Genomic DNA, 16,342 nt, shown 5'->3' with positions numbered 1-16,342 from the left:
TAACGGGGAGGGCCCGACCCCCGATGGGAGATCCCCGATGCCGGGGTCCCCGAGTAGGGGGCGCCGCCCCGTTGGGAAGGGGGCCGCCGATCCATAACGTGTATTTCACTCGCCGTCACAGCAGTTGTGGTGGCCACCCGAACTCCCCGAACCTCGACCACAGGAGAGCTGCCATGGCTACCAACGCCGTCCTCGACTTCATCCTCGGCCTTCTTCGCGACGAGCAGGCTGCGGCTGCCTACTGCGCCAACCCGACCGACGCGCTGTGCGCCGCCGGCCTGCAGGGTGTGAGCCACGCGGACATCGTCTCCGTCGCTCCCCTGGTCGCGGAGTCGGGACTGTTCGCAGGCGGCGGGGCCGACCTGGCCGCGATCGTCAACGCCGGTGCCGACGTCGCCGGTGACGTCGCGGGCGGTCTCGGCGCAGGTGTCGGTGGCGGACTGGGCGCAGGCCTCGGTCTCGGCGGCGGTCTCGGCGGTGCGGTCGGTATCGGTGCCGGCGCCGGCCTCGGTCTCGGTGCCGGCCTGGGCGGCGACTTCGACTTCGCCGCGGAACTGGCGGCCGGCCTGAGCGCCGCGCTCGGTGCCGCGCTGGAGATCGGTGGCGAGATCGGTGCGCAGCTCGGCGCCGCGCTGGGTGCGGCCCTCGACGCAGCACTCTCCCTCACCGGTGGCCTCGACCTCGGCGGTGCCCTCGACCTCGGCGCCGCGATCAGCGGAGCCCTCGGCGGTGCCCTCGGCCTGGGCGCCGACCTGACCGCGCAGCTCGCCAGCACCCTCACCGCGGCGATCACGGCCCTGCCGGTGGTCAACGTGGCCGGTGGTCTCACCGGGATCCTCGCCCCCGCACTGTCGATCGGCGGCGACCTGGGCGCCGAGCTGGGTGCGGCTCTCGGTGCCGCCCTCGGAAGCGTCGTCGACCTCGGTGGCGGCCTGGACGGTGACATCCTCGCCGGACTCGGTGCCGGCCTCGACCTCGGTGGCGTGCTCGGAACGACCCTCGGCGGCGTGCTCGGTGTCGACGCCGGTCTCGGTGGCGCGCTGGGCGGTGCCCTCGACGCGGCGATCGGCGCCGGCGGCGGACTGGGCGCCATCCTCGACGGCCTGCTCGGCGGTGAACTGCTCGGTGACGTCGCCGGCTCGCTCGGCGGAGTCCTCGGCACCGACCTCGGCGCGGTCCTCGGTGGCGCTCTCGGCGGTGTCCTCGGTGCGGGCGGCGACCTGAGCGCAGACCTCGGTGGCGCACTCGGCGCGACGCTCGGTTCGATCGCGGACCTGGGCGGCGGACTGGACCTCGACGCGATCCTCGGTGCGGGCGGCAGCCTCGGCGGTGCGCTGAGCGGACTGCTCGGCGGCGAACTCGGAGTCGGCGGCGACCTGACGGCAGGTCTGGGCACCGCGCTGGACGCCGTTCTCGGTGCCGGTGGCGGGCTCGACCTCGGCGGAGTTCTCGGTGCCGACGGCGGCCTCGGTGGCGCGCTGAGCGGCATCCTCGGTGGCGTCCTCGGCTCGGGCGGCGACGTCAGCGGCGACCTCGGTGGCGCCCTGGGCGGTCTGCTCGGCGGCGCCCTCGACCTGGACGGCGGCCTCGGCGGCGCCCTGTCCGGCGCACTCGACAGCGGTCTGGGACTGGACGCCGCACTCGGCACGGTCCTCGGCGGCGCCCTCGGCCTGGACGGTGGCCTGGCCACCGAACTGGGCAGCACCCTCGACGCCGTGCTCGGCGCGGGTGGCGTGACGGACATCGACCTGGGCGGTCTGCTGGACGGCGGATTGGACCTCGGGCTGGGCGCCGACCTCGGTCTCGGCGGAGAACTGACGTCGGAGCTGACGACGGCTCTGAGCGGAGCCCTCGGGCTGGGCGGCGAGGCCGGCGCGAACCTGGGCACGGTCCTGGGCGGCGCTCTGGAGAGCGGCCTCGGGCTGGGCGGCGTTCTCGACACCGGTGCCGACCTGGGGACCACGATCAGCGGCGCGCTCGGCGGGGTGCTCGGCGTCGACGGTGACGCCACCGCCGGTCTGGGTGCGGCGCTGGATGCGGTGCTCGGCGCGGACGGCGGAGTCGACCTCGGCGGCGTGAGCGACCTGGGCGGCCTGCTCGGCGGTGCGTTCGGTGTCGGTGGCGGCGCGGGCGCAGACCTCGGTGCGGCTCTCGGCGGAGTGCTCGGCGGTGCGCTGGAGACCGGCGGCGCCCTCGACCTCGACAGTGTTCTCGGCGCGGAGGGAAGCATCGGCAGCACGCTGGGCACCGCTCTCGGTGGCGTCCTCGGAGCCGACGGCGGCCTCAGCGCGACCCTCGGTTCCGCACTGGAGACGGCGCTGGAGGCCGGTGGCGGCCTCGATCTCGACTCCGCTCTGGACGCCGACCTCGGACTCGGCGCCGCAGCCGGCGTGGGCGGCGCCCTGGACGGTGCGCTCGACGCGGGCACCGACCTCGCGGGTGGCCTGACGGGCGGCATCGACGGAGCGCTCGGCGGACTGCTCGACGTCGGCAGTGACGTCACGGGCAACGTGGGCGGCGCGGTCGGCGGCGGCGTGGCGGGCGGCGCGGACGCCGCGGCCGGCATCGGTGCCGGTGTAGCGGCGGGTGTCGGTGCGGTTGCCGACGCCGGAGCGGACCTCGGCGGCAGCCTGGGAACCAACCTGGTCGGCGGACTGGACACGGCCGGTGGCCTGGGCGCCGGTCTGACCAGCGGCCTCACCGGTGGTCTGGGTGGAATCTTCGAAACCGGTGCGGGCCTCGGCTCCGCATTGACCGGCAGCGTCGGCGGTGCCGTCGACGCGGTGGGCGAGGCCGGCGCCTCGGTCGGCGCGGTCGCCGACGCCGGTGCGAGCGTGGACGCGAATCTCGGTGGCGCCCTGGACACGGCGGCCAACCTGGGCGGCACGGTCGGTGGCGCCCTGGACACGGCTGCGAATGTCGGCGGAAGCCTCGGCGGCACCGTGGATGCTGTGGCCGGAATCGGCGGCGACGTGGCCGGCGGCATCGAAGGCGGCGTGGACAGCGCGGTCGACGCCACTGCCGGTCTGACCGGTGGCCTGGATGCCACCACCGACGCGGTCACCGGCCTCGGCGCCGGATTGTCCGGTGGCGTGGGTGGCCTCGGATCGCTCGGCACCTCGGTCGGAGGCGCACTCGACGGCGCGGTCGACAGCGGCGCCGCAGTGGGCGGCGCCCTCGACGGCGGAGCGTCCGCCGGTGGATCGGTCGAGGGTGGAGCGTCCGCCGGTGGTTCCGCCGACGCGGACGCGACCACGGACGGTTCGGCCGACCTCGGTGCGGTCGGCGGGGTCGTGGCCGACACCACCGGTTCGATCGCAGGCGGCCTGGGGTCCACCCTGGGCGGTGCCGTCGACACCGGCGCCGACACCTGGTCGTCGATCGACGCGGACAATGCGTTCGGCGCCGACTCGGGCCTGCATGCGGACACCGACGGCTCGCTGTTCGGCGACACCGACACCTCGGTGGCCACGACGCACGACGTCACGGACGTGGTCGATCACCTCGAGCCGTGATGAACCGGCGGTTCCGGCATCCCCCAGACGGGGCGGCCGGAACCGCCGTACGATGTAACGAAATCAGCCCCGGACGCGTTATGCGTGCGGGGCTGTTTCACACAGTCGGGTGTCGGTGCACTGAACGCGGTGTCCGCACAGAGGTCGGAAGAATTGCGGGTCAACGAAGCTCATGGACAGTGCAGCCGTCGAGAAGAGTCCAGCCCGATCCCAGTCGATGACGGCGTTGCTCGAGCAGGCCCTGGACGTGGCGAAGAGGTTCGGTCGCGGCGATCTGGCGCAGCGCCTCGACTCGGCCCGGACCCGGGTGCAGGACCCGCGGATGCGGATCGTGGTGGTCGGACCGCTCAAGCAGGGCAAGAGCCAGTTCGTGAACTCCCTTCTCAACCTCACCGTGTGCTCGGTGGGTGACGACGAGACCACTGCGATCCCCACCGTCGTCCAGAACGCCGAGACGGCGTCGGCGGAACTGATCCTCGCCGATCCGGGCGCCGACCCGATCCGGGTTCCCCTTCCGCTCGACGAGTTGAACGGCATCACGCCGGCCTCGCCTCGCGCCGGGGGCCGGGAGGTGCTGCGGGTGGAGGTCAACGTCCCGAGCCCGCTTCTCGCCGACGGATTGGTCCTCGTCGACACCCCTGGCGTGGGCGGTGCCGGCAACCCGCACGCCGCGAGCACCCTCGGGCTGATTCCGGCGTCCGACGCCGTGTTCGTCCTCTCCGACGCCAGCCAGGAATTCACCGAACCCGAGCTCGGTTTCATCCGCCAGGTGACGAGCCTGTGCCCGTCGGTGGCGTGCCTGATCAGCAAGACCGACCTGTACCCGCACTGGCGCGAGATCGTCGAGGCCGACCGCGGGCACCTCGCGCGCGCCGGTCTCGACGTTCCCCTGATCCCGGTCTCCTCGGTGCTGCGTTCGCACGCGCTGCGACTGCAGGACGAGGAACTCAACACCGAATCCGGTTTCGTCGACCTGTACGCGTTCCTGCGCGATCGGGTGGTGGCGCGGGCGGAGGCGAACACGCGCCGGGCCGTGTCGCTGGACGTGTCCTCCGCGGCCGAGCATCTCACGCTGGGGATCGGCAGTGAGCTTGCCGCCCTGCGTGATCCGGCGAAGGGCGCCGCCGCGGTCGCCGAACTGCAGAAGGCGAAGGCCGCCGCCGAGGAGCTGCACAAGAAGACGTCGCTGTGGCAGCAGACGCTCGGCGACGGTATCGCCGACCTGGCCGCGGACATCGACCACGACCTCCGGGACCGGTTGCGCCGCGTCACGCGCGAGGCGGAGGAGACCGTCGACGAGGGCGACCCCGGCAAGGACTGGGACGCGCTGGGCCAGTGGCTCGAGCAGGAATTCGCCACCGCGATCGGCGACAACTTCGTGTGGGCCCACGACCGCGCGCTGTGGCTGGCCGAGGTGGTCGCGCAGCACTTCGCCGAGACCGGCGCCGTCGAACTGCCGCACCTCGATGTCGCTGATGTGGACGGGGTCCTCGAACCGGTGGCCTCGCTCGCAGACCTCGAGGCGGGTCGCATCGGCATCACCCAGAAGGTCCTCGTCGGTATGCGCGGATCGTACGGCGGCGTGCTCATGTTCGGTCTGATCACCACGATGATGGGGATGGCGCTGGTCAATCCGATCTCGATCGGCGCCGGAGTCCTCCTCGGCACCAAGGCGTACCGGGAAGACCGGGAGAGCCGGATCCTGAAGCGGCGTGCGGAGGCGAAGGCCGCGATCCGCCGGTTCGCCGACGACGCCAGCTTCCAGGTGGGCAAGGAGTCGAAGGATCGGCTCCGGGCGATCCAACGGTTGCTGCGCGACCACTTCACCGCGATCGCCGAGCAGGCGCTGCGCTCGATCAACGACTCGCTGCGCGGCGCGCAGGAGGCGGCGAATCTCGAGTCCACCGAACGGACCCGCCGGATCGCGCAGCTCGAGAAGGATCTGAACGTCGCATCCGAACTGAAACTGCAAGCCGCGCAACTCGTCGCAGGCGACGCGGGAGCGGTCACGGCATGACGGCCGCTCCGCTTCACGAGGCCCGGGCACTCATCGCGTCCGCCCGGCAGCTGTACGCGGGCAGACCCGAGATCCGGGATCAGCTGACCGAATGCGCCCGGCGACTGGAACAACCGCTGCGGGTGGCCCTGGCCGGTTCGCTGAAGGCCGGCAAGTCCACTCTGCTCAATTCCCTGGTGGGGCAGGACATCGCACCCACCGACGCGACCGAGTGCACCCGCGTCGTCACCTGGTATCGCAGCGGGTCGACGCCCACCGTGACGGCGTGGTACCAGCCGGACCCCGGCAGCGGCGCGCAACGGTCCGCCAACGTGCCGGTGCTGCGCCGGGACGGACATCTCACGTTCGACCTCGGCCACCTCACCGCCGACCAGGTGGACCGCCTCGACGTGGAGTGGCCGTCGTCCGCCCTGGCGCACACGACGATCATCGACACCCCGGGCACATCCTCGTTGTCGCGCGACGTCTCGGCCCGCACCCTCGAGATGCTCACACCCGACAACGAGGCGTCCGGCGCCGACGCCGTGGTCTACCTGCTGCGCACGCTCAACGCGACCGACGTCCAGTTCCTCGGTCAGATCGGCGACCACGTGGGCGACGAATCGGGACCGCTCGGGGTGGTCGGTGTCGTGTCGCGGGCCGACGAGGTGGGGGCGGGACGCCTCGACGCCATGATGTCCGCGAAAGAGGTGGCCTCCCGATTCGCGGGCGAACTCGAGCGCACCGGGCTGTGCCAGGCCGTCGTCCCCGTCGCGGGTCTGCTGGCGCTCGGTGCCCGCACGATGCGCCAGGCCGAGTTCACCGCATTCCAGCATTTGGCCGAGGTCCCGGTGGACGATCTGAACCTGGCGATGCTGTCCGCCGACCGGTTCGCGCGTGAGGACAGTCCGCTTCCCGTGGACGCGCGGATGCGCGCCCAGCTGGCAGATCGGTTCGGGCTCTTCGGGATCCGGATGGCCGTCACCCTGATCCGGTTGGGCACCAAGGACTCGCCGACGCTGGCGGCCGAGCTGGTGGAACGCAGCGGCCTCGACGAACTGCGCCAGGTGATCGACATCCAGTTCGGGCAGCGGGCCGATCAGTTGAAGACCCACTCGGCACTCGTGGCACTCAAGCGAGTGCTCACGGCACAACCGGTGCAGGGTGCGGGCGAGATCCTGATGTCGGCCGAACGGTTGCTCTCCGACGTGCACGGTTTCCAGGAACTGCGCCTGCTCGGGCGGCTGCGGTCCACCGAGGTGGGGCTGCCCGCCGACGACGTGGCCGAGCTGCAACGCCTGATCGGCGGATTCGGGATCCAGATCGCCGAACGACTGGGCACCGACGGCGACGACTCCGTGGAGTTGCAGCGGATGCGGGCACTCGCCGCGGTGCGAAAGTGGCGCGAACGGGCCCGCCACCCGCTGCTCGACCAGTTCACCGCGCGGGCCTGCACCGTCGCCGCCCGCAGCGCGGAAGGTGTTCTGGAGGAACTGAACACCGTCCGCCTGTAGTTCGGGTCAGGTGGCGGACACGCCCGCGATCTCACCCTCCCGGAACGCGTTCACGAACAGCTGGTGATCCTTGCGGCTCACCTCGGCGTAGGCGATGCCGAAGTCGATGATCTCGCCGACGAACTCGTCCAGCCTGCCGTCGACGACGCTCTGGATGGCGTCCTCGGTCTGGAACGTGACCAGAGTCTGGTCGCTGTCTTCGTCGGAGACGCAATGCACCTTCGCCGTCGCCCGGCCGAGGTCCTCGAGCACCGGCGCGATGTCCTCCGGTTCGGTGAGGTCGGACCAGTCGAGGTCCAGTTCGTACGGGGAGAGTTCGGCGACCACGAAACCGGTGCCGCCGATCTCCGTGTAGCCGAGCAGCGGATCCGTGTGGACCTGCAGCGCGCGCTGACTCACCACCGTGCGGTGGCCTTCGTGCTCGAAGTAGTCGCGGACACGGGGTTCGTCGACGACGCGGCTGGGCGCGGCGACGTTGCCCTGCTTGAGGGAGAGCACGATGTCGTTCTCGAGCGCCTGGGTCGCCCCTTCGATGAGCACGTTGTACGCCGGGAGGCCGGCGCTGCCGATCCCGAAGCCCTTCCGCCCGACCACGTCCTTGACCCGGTAGAACACCGATCGCGCGGATCGCTTGCTGCGGGGCACCCTCTCGATGTACGTGTCCAGCGCCTCGCACACGGTCGTGCGTTCCTCCTCGTCGAGTTCGCGGACACCGCGGCCACGCCGGAAACGCCGGTCGTAATCCTCGATCACCGTGGCGGACTCGAGCAGGTCCACCCGGGTGGCGAGCCGCGCGCTCAGCAGCAGGTCCTGGATGGCGCCGCGCGAATTGTCCAGGCGCAGCGCGTACGCCTCGTCCGCCTCCCGCTGCACGTAGTGCAGGACGTGCTCGACGTAGCTGCGCAGATAGGTGTCGGCCAGTGCCCGGACATCGCTCTCGGGGAGGGCCTTCTGCCAGCCCATCAGCGCGAGACTCGCGACGAACCGGCGAAGATCCCAGCTGAACGGCCCCACGTACGCCTCGTCGAAGTCGTTGACGTCGAAGACGAGGGTGCCCTCCGAGTTCATGTACGTGCCGAAATTCTCCAGGTGCAGATCGCCGTGAATCCACACTCGGCCGGTGCGCTCGTCCGCCCACGGATCGTCGAAGTCACGCAGATCGTCGTAGAACAGGCACGCGCTGCCCCGGTAGAAGGCGAACGGATCGGCGGCCATCTTCCGGAACTTCGTGCGAAACGCGCTCGGGTCCGCCTCCATCAGATCGGCGAAGGCCTCGACGAGGACCTCCACGATCCGACCCTGCCTCGTGGAATCGGCGTCGTCCACACCAGCCTCCTTCTCGCAGTCCACGCGGCGCCGCACGCCTCGTCACGACCGCACTGCACCACGGTAGCGGTCCCGCGCGCCCCGCGACTGCAGATACGTCCACGCATCGGCCACGACCCGGCGCTCAGTCGCCGAGTCGCGCACCCGTCGTCGGGGAGAAGTAGTGCAGGCGGGCCGGGTCCGGGGCGAGCCGGATCACCTCGCCCTTGGCCGGGGAAGAGGAGTCGCTGACGCGCGCGACGATGTCGTGTCCGCCGAGTTCGCCGTCGCGGACGATGCGTCCGTAGATGTAGGCGTCCGCGCCGAGTTCCTCCACCACGTCGACTTTCACGGTGGTGCCCTGGTCGGACACGGTCCATGCCTCCGGGCGGACACCGACGACGACCCGGCTGGTGTCCAGGGCGCCCAGCACCGAACGCTCGATCGGCGTCGACAGCGAACCGATCCGGGCGTCGCCGTTCACGACGTAGACCTCGAACAGGTTCATGGCCGGTGACCCGATGAATCCGGCGACGAAGCTGTTGACCGGCTTCTCGTACAGCGTCTTCGGGCTCGCGCACTGCTGCAGGATGCCCGCCTTCATGACGGCCACGCGGTCGCCCATGGTCATGGCCTCCACCTGGTCGTGGGTGACGTACACGGTGGTGGTGCCGAGCCGGCGCTGCAACAGTGAGATCTGGGTGCGGGTCTGCACGCGCAGTTTCGCGTCGAGGTTGCTCAGCGGCTCGTCCATGAGGAACACCTGCGGGTCGCGGACGATCGCCCGGCCCATTGCGACACGCTGTCGCTGCCCGCCGGACAGCGCCTTCGGCTTGCGGTTCAGGTAGTCGCCGAGATCGAGAATCTTCGCGGCCTCCTCGACGCGGCGGCCGATCTCGGCCTTGTCCATGCCGGCGATCTCGAGGGCGAAGCCCATGTTCTTCGCCACCGTCATGTGGGGGTACAGGGCGTAGTTCTGGAACACCATCGCGATGTCCCGTTCCTTCGGGGCGAGGGCGGTGACGTCGCGTTCGCCGATGCGGATGGCGCCGTAGTCGACGTCCTCGAGCCCGGCCAGCATCCGCAGCGACGTCGACTTACCGCACCCGGACGGGCCGACGAGGACAAGGAATTCGCCGTCCTCGATGTCGAGGTTCAGCGAATCGACGGCCGGCACATCCGAGCCGGCGTACATCTTGGTGGCTGCGTCGTACGTGACTCGTGCCATGGTGTTCTCCTGGTCGTGGAAGGGGATCTCAGAGTCGGTGTGCCGAGCCCGACGGCTCGGCGTGCAGGAACTGGGGGACCGGCAGACCGGTGGAGTCTGCCTGGCGGGCGACGTTCTCGACGACGGCGTCGACCCGGTCGGCGGGTACGAGGGCGATCGCGGAGCCGCCGAAGCCGCCGCCGGTCATCCTCGCACCCCAGGCCCCGGCCTCGAGGGCGGCGTCGACGGCGGAGTCGAGTTCGACGGAGCTGACCTCGTAGTCGTCGCGCAACGAGGCGTGCGAGCGGTTCAGGGCGTCGCCGATGTCGGCGATCCGGCCGCGGTCGAGCAGGTCGGCGACTTCCCGGACGCGGCGGATCTCGCCGAGCACGTGCCGGACCCGCTGCGCTGCCGGGGAACTCAGCGCCGCGACGGCGGCGTCGGGGTCGGCGACGTCGCGCAGGGTGGTGACGCCGAGGTCGGCGCAGGCCTTCTCGATGGTGGCGCGCCGGTTGCCGTACCGGCCGTCGACCAGCCGGTGCGTCGCGTTGGTGTCGATGACCACCAGTCGGGCGCCCGCAGAGCCGAAGTCGAGCGGAACGTGCCGGGTCGCGCCGCCGCGGCAGTCGAGGAGCAACGCGTGTCCGGGGCGGGCGAGCATCGCGACCGTCTGGTCCATGCCGCCGGTGGAGGCGCCGGCGATCTCGTTCTCCGCGAGGATGGATGCGGTGATCAGCGGCCGTCGGCCGGCGTCGTCCGTGGGTAGTCCGGCGAGGTCGGCGACCGCCAGCGCGAACGCGCACTCGAGCGCGGCCGAACTGGACAGCCCGGAGCCGACGGGGACCGTCGAATGCACCGCCACGTCGAAACCCGTTGCCGCCGTCAGGTGCCCGGACCGGCCCAGCGCCCACACCACCCCGGCGACGTACGCGGCCCAGCCGGCCGGGTGGCCCGGGGCGACGTCGGCGAGCGGACCCTGCCAGGACTCGCCGGTGTGCGTGGACACGGCGTGCAGGCTCCCGTCGTCGCGCACTCGGACGGCGACGACGGTCACGTAGGGGAGCGCGAACGGCAGCACCAGCCCGCCGGCGTAGTCGACGTGCTCACCGATCAGGTTGACCCGGCCGGGCGCAGTCCAGACGCCGTCCGCGGCGCCGCCGAACGTGCTGCGGAACAACGCCTCCGCAGTGCCCGCGACCGCGGCGGCGTCGACGGGGGTGACCCACTGCGCCGCACTCACGACGCCACCTCCCGCAGCCGGTCGGCGATGCGCTCGGGGGTGGTGTCGTTGACCCACGCCCCCATCCCGGACTCGGATCCCGCCAGGTACTTCATCCGGCCCGGCGACCGCATCATCGAGAACAGCTGCAGGTGCAGGCGTCCGAGCGGGCGGTCCTCGCCGACGGGCGCCTGATGCCACGCGGCGATGTAGGGCACGGCGTCGACACCCTCGAAGAACCGGTCGACCCGCCGCAGCAGTTCGAGATAGACGTGGGCGAGTTCGTCGCGCTCGTCGTCGGACAGTTCGGTGAGGTCACGGACGTCGCGGTGCGGGGCGAGATGCACCTCCAGCGGCCAGCGCGAGGCGGCGGGGACGTACGCGGTCCAGTGTTCGCCGGCCAGGACCACCCGCCTGCCGGACCGGCGTTCGGCGTTGAGGACGTCGGCGAGCAGCAGTCGCCCGGTGCTCTCGAAGTGCGCGCGGGAGCGCCGGATCAGCGCGTCCGTGCGGGGCGGCAGGTACGGGTAGGCGTAGATCTGTCCGTGCGGATGGGTCAGGGTGACGCCGATTTCCTTGCCCCGGTTCTCGAAGCAGAACACCTGCCGGACCCCCGGCAGCGCCGACAGTTCGGCGGTGCGGTCGGCCCAGACGTCGACGACGGTGCGGACCCGGTCGACGCTCAGGGTGGAGAAGGCGGCATCCGGGTTGCTGGTGAAGCACACGACCTCGCACCTGCCCGCTCCCGGGGCCAACGGCCACAACGCTTCTCCGTCGACGCAGTCCGGAAGGTCCTGCTCGGCGGCGGCCGTCGCCAGCGACGGGAAGCGGTTCTCGAACACCACCACGTCGTAGTCGTCGGCCGGAATCTCCGTGGGCGCCTTGCCCGGCATGCTCGGGGCGAGTGGTGACGCGTCCGGCGGCGGCAGGAACGTGCGGTCCATCCGCTGGGCGGCGATGACCACCCATTCCCCGGTGAGCACGTCGAAGCGCATCTGCGACTGCGACACCGCCGGCGGCAGCGGACGTGAATCCACCAGCTCGCGGGTGGCGCCGCCCGACACGTACGGCTCGGAGTCGTCGAAGTAGATGAGTTCGCGGCCGTCCGCGAGGGTCGTCCGGGTCTTGCGCATCCGGAGCCGTGTGGCGGACTCCGGCGCATCCTGTTCGTCACGCACGGTCATCGGTGGGTCCTTCCCGGTTCTCCCGTGTCACCACGAGGTCCCCGACGTGGTCGGCAAGCGCTTCCTGGGCGGCGCGCTCGAGCCCGGCGTCGGTGATGAGGATGTCGACGTCGGACAGCGGGATCGTGTTCGCCAGTGCGGTCACCCCCCACTTCGTGTGGTCGGCGAGCACCACGACCCGCCGCGACGACGCGACGAGCGCCTGATTGGTCTGTGCTTCCATCAAATTGGGGCAGGTCAGCCCCGAGTCGATCCCCATGCCGTGCGTACCCAGGAACAGCATGTCCACGTGGATCCCGCGGAGGGCGGCGACCGTGAGCGGCCCGACCAGCGCGAACGACGGGGTGCGCTGACCACCGGTGAGGAGGATGGTCTGGTCGTCGCGGCCGCCTTCGTGGAACGCGTCGGCGACGGGCAGCGAATTGGTGACGACGGTGATGTCGGGGACGTCGAGGAGTTCGCGGGCGAGGGCGTGCGTGGTGGTGCCGCCGGAGATGCCCACCGACGTGCCCGGGCGGACCAGTCGGGCTGCGGCGCGGGCGATGGCCCTCTTGGCCTCGCGGTCGAGTTCGGACTTCGCCGAGAACCCCGGTTCGTGCACACTTGCCGACCGCGGCAGCGTGACCCCGCCGTGCACCCGCTCGACGAGACCCTGCTCGACGAGTTCGTTGATGTCGCGCCGGATGGTCATGTCGGAGACCCCGAGCGTCGCGCCGAGGTCGACGACCTTCACCGCACCGCGGGAGGTGACCTCGTCGAGGATCACCTGCTGGCGCTGACGAGCGAGCATCATGCGTCCGCCTTTCGGGTCCGGGCGCCGGTGGTGGCGCTGTCTTCGCGGATCACAGCACAGCTGCCGGGTTCCAGCGTGAGCGGTCCGTCGACCACCCGTTCGCTGACGAGATCGGTGCCGGACACCTCGACGGTCACCTTCTCGGTCGTGTGGTTGAGGACGAATAGCCACGATCCGTTCTCGCCCTGCCTGCGCACGATCTCGACGTCGGAGTTCTGCCCCGCGTGGAGATCGAGACCGGCTGCGGAGCAGATCGTCTCGGCGATCCTCGTCCAGCCCTGCGCATCGGGGACGGTGGCGAGGTACCAGGCCGCGCCGTCGCCGACCGGTCGGCGGGTGAGGGCGGGCACGCCCTGCAGATGCCCCTCGGTGTGGCGGGCGAGAACGTCCACATCGTCGGACACCGTCAGGTACTCGGTCCAGATGCCGGCTGCGGTGCCGTCGTCGAGGGTGACGGTCTCGTCCGCGCCGAGCGGGAAGAACTCCTCGGCGCGGACACCGAGCAGGTCGCGGAACGCCCCGGGGTAGCCGCCGACCCGGACGTGATCGTCGCGGTCCGCGATCCCGGAGAACGCGGTGACGAGCACCTGGGCGCCGGCTTGGGCCGCCGCCTCGATGCGCGCGGCGTCCTCGTCGCTGCACAGGTACACGGCCGGAACGACCACCACGGCGTACCCGCTCAGGTCGGCGTCCGGCGGGATCACGTCGCACGTGACGCCGGAGAAGGCGTGGTGGGCGCGTTCGGCGATCGCCTTGGGCTGCATCAATCGGGACGGGTGCCCGTCCTGCTCGCACGCCCACTGCGACTCCCAGTCGAACAGCACGCCCACCGGGGCCTCGACGCGACTGCCGGCCACCGGCTCGAGGCGGCGCAGCACGGCGCCGAGCTGGACGACTTCCCGCCATCGTGCGGAGTCGGTGCCCGCGTGCGGAACCAGGGCGGAATGGAACTTCTCCGCACCGGCGTCGGACGCGCGGAACTGGAAGAAGGCGATGCCGTCCGCCCCGCGGGCGACGTGGGCGAGGGAGTTGCGCAGCATCTCCCCGGGGGACTTCGCCCGGTTGACCGGCTGCCAGTTGACGGCGCTGGTCGAGTGTTCCATCAGCAGCCACGGCCGCGAGCCCGCGATGCCGCGGGTCAGGTCGGCGGAGAACGACAGCCGGTGGTGGGCGGCGCCGTCGCCCGTCGCGGGCCCCACCAGGTAGTGGTCGGTGGAAACCAGGTCCTGTTCGGGCGCCCACTGCGCGTAGTTCATGTCGCCGGCGAGCGACTGCGGTGAGCCCATGCCCACCATGAAGTTGGTGGTGACCGGGACGTCGGGGGTGATGCGCCGCAACACCTCCCGCTCGGCGAGGTACTGGTCGAGGAGGGCGTCCGAGCAGAACCGGCGCCAGTCCAGCAGATGCGTGGGATTGCCGAACGTCGTGCTCGCGGCGGGCGGCACCACTTCGTTCCAATCGCTGTAGTGCTGGCTCCAGAACGTCGTGCCCCATGCCCGGTTGAGTTCGGTGAGGTCGCCGTAGCGACGCTGCAGCCACCGCCGGAACGCCCGCGCGCTGTCGGGGGAGTAGCAGCGTGAGTTGTGGCAGCCGAGTTCGTTCGACACGTGCCAGAGCGCGAGTGCGGGGTGGCCGCCGTAACGGCTGGCCATCTTCTCGATGAGGACGAGGGAGTGGTCGCGGTAGATCGGCGAACTCGGGCTCCACGTCTGCCTGCTGCCGATCTCGTACCGGTAGCCGCGCTCGTCCACGGGCCGGACCTCGGGATGCGCGGTCGTGAGCCACGGCGGTGGGGACGCGGTCGCCGTGGCCAGGTCGACGCGAACGCCGCCGTCGTGCAGGAGGTCGAGGACGCGGTCGAGCCAGCCGAAGTCCCACGTGTCGGGGGTGGGCTGCAGCCGCGCCCAGGAGAAGACGCCGACGGTCGCGAAGTCGACACCCGCCTCGCGCATGAGTTCGACGTCGCGCTGCCAGACCTCTTCCGGCCACTGCTCGGGGTTGTAGTCACCGCCGAAGGAAATGCCCCGGGTCGGCCACCGCAGGGGCCGCCCGCCGGGCTCGCTCGCTGTGTGCATGCTCACAATCTGTCCGATCGCTGTTCAAAAGTCAACATGAATGAACATTTCTGCACTTCCGCAGGTGAAAGCACTTCTAACTGCTTGACAACGCGCAATGCGGCGTGATTTTGTAACCTGCATCACGTAAGGGCGTGAGACGGCAGCACCGAAACATGATCGAAGTTGTTCAATTTCGATCAAATTGGTGAGCGACTCCGCCCACCCGGTACTCAATCGAAAAGGGCACCATGAACCGAAACGAGCTGCCGCACCCGTGGCAACCCTCCCGGCGCACCTTTCTCAAGGCCGCGCTCGGCGCCGCGGGCGCCCTGTCGACGGCGGGCCTACTGTCCGGGTGCACGAGCGGTGTCGACCCCCACGTGATCACCCTCGGATCGCGGCTGTCGGACAAGAACGCCAAACGCGGCGTGCAGGACGTCGTCGGGATGTTCCAGCAGCAGACCGGCGGCGCCGTGCGGATCAACTCCGTCGACTCCACCTCGTTCCAGGAGAACGTCAACAACTACCTGCAGGGCACCCCGGACGACGTCTTCACCTGGATGTCGGGGTACCGGATGAAGTACTTCGCCGACAAGGGTCTCGTCGACGACGTCAGCTCGGTGTGGCAGTCGCACGGCAGCGGTTTCAGCGACAGTTTCCGCGACGCGTCCACCGGAACCGACGGCAAGCAGTATCTGGTCCCGTTCTTCTACTACCCGTGGGCCGTGTTCTACCGTCCCAGCCTCTGGCAGCAGCGCGGCTACGCGCCGCCGAAGACGTTCGACGAATGGGTGACCCTGTCCAAGCGGATGCAGGCCGACGGACTCACCCCGATCGGGTTCGGCGTCCGCGACGGCTGGCCACCGTTCGGCACGTTCGACTACCTCGACTTGCGCCTCAACGGCGTCGACTTCCACCGCTCCCTCCTCGCGGGCGACGTGAGCTGGACCGACAACCGCGTCCGGTCGGTGTTCGACACCTGGCGCGAGATCCTCCCGTTCCACCAGCCGCAACCACTGGGCCGCAAGATGTCCGAGGCGCAGCAGGCCCTCCTCAACAAGGAGGTCGGCATGCTGGTGGCCGGCATGTTCGTCGCGCAGAGCTTCCCCGCGGGGCCAGACCGCGAGGATCTGGACTTCTTCGCGTTCCCCGAACTCGACTCCGCTGTCGGCACTTCGGCGGTGGAGGCGCCCATGGACGGATTCATGATGCGCAAGGACCCCCGCAACCGCGCGGGCGCCGAGCAGTTCCTCTCCTTCCTCACCGAAGCCGCGCCAACGGTCGCGTACGCGAAGCAGGACCCGCAGGCGATACCCGCGCACCGTGACGCCGATCTGTCGAGTTTCCCTCCGCTCGTGCAGAAGTCGGCCGCCCTCGTCCAGGGTGCGGGGTCCATCACCCAGTTCCTCGACCGGGACACCCGCCCCGACTTCGCGTCCGTCGTGATGATCCCGGCGATGCAGCAGTTCCTGGGCAACCCGAACGACGTCGACGGTCTGGTCCGCAGTATCGAGCGTCAGAAGGCGGCGGTGTTCGGGCAATGAGCGCACAC

At 70.6% G+C, this 16,342-nt stretch carries 10 protein-coding genes; 4 read left to right on the top strand and 6 right to left on the bottom strand.

The features are described 5' to 3' along the window. The first annotated feature begins 173 nt into the window (after window positions 1–173). The 3 genes from ACFWAY_RS36390 to ACFWAY_RS36380 all read left to right on the top strand — a co-directional run bounded on the left by ACFWAY_RS36390 (window position 174) and on the right by ACFWAY_RS36380 (window position 7,025). Entirely contained in the window at window positions 174–3,515 is a 3,342-nt protein-coding gene (locus ACFWAY_RS36390) for an IniB N-terminal domain-containing protein (protein WP_378513927.1), read from the top strand. A gap of 172 nt (window positions 3,516–3,687) precedes the next feature. Beyond that, window positions 3,688–5,532: a dynamin family protein gene (locus tag ACFWAY_RS36385; RefSeq protein WP_378513926.1), complete on the top strand. Its 1,845-nt coding sequence runs from the start codon at window positions 3,688–3,690 to the stop codon at window positions 5,530–5,532. Next, window positions 5,529–7,025 (top strand): dynamin family protein, encoded by a 1,497-nt coding sequence (locus tag ACFWAY_RS36380; RefSeq protein WP_378513925.1) that lies wholly within the window; start codon window positions 5,529–5,531, stop codon window positions 7,023–7,025. Before ACFWAY_RS36385 ends, ACFWAY_RS36380 begins: the two co-directional genes overlap by 4 nt. A gap of 6 nt (window positions 7,026–7,031) precedes the next feature. Here ACFWAY_RS36380 and ACFWAY_RS36375 read toward each other — a convergent pair whose 3' ends face one another. From ACFWAY_RS36375 to ACFWAY_RS36350, 6 genes are all read right to left on the bottom strand, one after another. Then, complete coding sequence (locus ACFWAY_RS36375) at window positions 7,032–8,351, bottom strand: DUF2252 domain-containing protein (protein WP_378513924.1); 1,320 nt, start codon at window positions 8,349–8,351, stop codon at window positions 7,032–7,034. Window positions 8,352–8,475: 124 nt separating this feature from the next. Beyond that, window positions 8,476–9,558 carry an ABC transporter ATP-binding protein gene (locus tag ACFWAY_RS36370; protein ID WP_378513923.1) on the bottom strand — a complete coding sequence of 361 codons (1,083 nt, stop codon included), beginning with the start codon at window positions 9,556–9,558 and terminating at the stop codon, window positions 8,476–8,478. A gap of 28 nt (window positions 9,559–9,586) precedes the next feature. Beyond that, a complete protein-coding gene (gene galK / locus ACFWAY_RS36365; protein WP_378513922.1) occupies window positions 9,587–10,777 on the bottom strand; it encodes a galactokinase in 1,191 nt (396 codons plus the stop codon). Then, window positions 10,774–11,940, bottom strand: a complete 1,167-nt coding sequence (galT, locus tag ACFWAY_RS36360) for a galactose-1-phosphate uridylyltransferase (RefSeq protein WP_378513921.1) — start codon at window positions 11,938–11,940, stop codon at window positions 10,774–10,776. Before galT ends, galK begins: the two co-directional genes overlap by 4 nt. Then, window positions 11,927–12,733 (bottom strand): DeoR/GlpR family DNA-binding transcription regulator, encoded by an 807-nt coding sequence (locus ACFWAY_RS36355; protein ID WP_378451501.1) that lies wholly within the window; start codon window positions 12,731–12,733, stop codon window positions 11,927–11,929. Before ACFWAY_RS36355 ends, galT begins: the two co-directional genes overlap by 14 nt. Beyond that, a complete protein-coding gene (locus tag ACFWAY_RS36350) occupies window positions 12,730–14,808 on the bottom strand; it encodes a beta-galactosidase (protein ID WP_378513920.1) in 2,079 nt (692 codons plus the stop codon). The genes ACFWAY_RS36355 and ACFWAY_RS36350 overlap by 4 nt, the downstream gene beginning before the upstream one ends. Before the next feature lie 230 nt (window positions 14,809–15,038). Here ACFWAY_RS36350 and ACFWAY_RS36345 point away from each other — a divergent pair, with 230 nt between their 5' ends. Further along, window positions 15,039–16,334, top strand: a complete 1,296-nt coding sequence (locus tag ACFWAY_RS36345) for an ABC transporter substrate-binding protein (protein WP_378513919.1) — start codon at window positions 15,039–15,041, stop codon at window positions 16,332–16,334. Window positions 16,335–16,342 lie beyond the last annotated feature (8 nt).

The organism is Rhodococcus sp. NPDC059968 (assembly GCF_042738615.1).
In the GTDB taxonomy this organism is placed as follows: domain Bacteria; phylum Actinomycetota; class Actinomycetes; order Mycobacteriales; family Mycobacteriaceae; genus Rhodococcus_F.
The sequence above is the reverse complement of the archived record's forward strand: the minus strand, read 5'-3'. Positions and strand labels throughout refer to the sequence as shown.

Coding starts and splice junctions, on each gene's coding strand:
- ACFWAY_RS36350 (WP_378513920.1), bottom strand. CDS start 14,808: ATGCACACAGCGAGCGAGCCCGGCGGGCGGCCCCTGCGGTGGCCGACC.
- ACFWAY_RS36380 (WP_378513925.1), top strand. CDS start 5,529: ATGACGGCCGCTCCGCTTCACGAGGCCCGGGCACTCATCGCGTCCGCC.
- ACFWAY_RS36370 (WP_378513923.1), bottom strand. CDS start 9,558: ATGGCACGAGTCACGTACGACGCAGCCACCAAGATGTACGCCGGCTCG.
- ACFWAY_RS36385 (WP_378513926.1), top strand. CDS start 3,688: ATGGACAGTGCAGCCGTCGAGAAGAGTCCAGCCCGATCCCAGTCGATG.
- galT (WP_378513921.1), bottom strand. CDS start 11,940: ATGACCGTGCGTGACGAACAGGATGCGCCGGAGTCCGCCACACGGCTC.
- ACFWAY_RS36355 (WP_378451501.1), bottom strand. CDS start 12,733: ATGATGCTCGCTCGTCAGCGCCAGCAGGTGATCCTCGACGAGGTCACC.
- ACFWAY_RS36390 (WP_378513927.1), top strand. CDS start 174: ATGGCTACCAACGCCGTCCTCGACTTCATCCTCGGCCTTCTTCGCGAC.
- ACFWAY_RS36345 (WP_378513919.1), top strand. CDS start 15,039: ATGAACCGAAACGAGCTGCCGCACCCGTGGCAACCCTCCCGGCGCACC.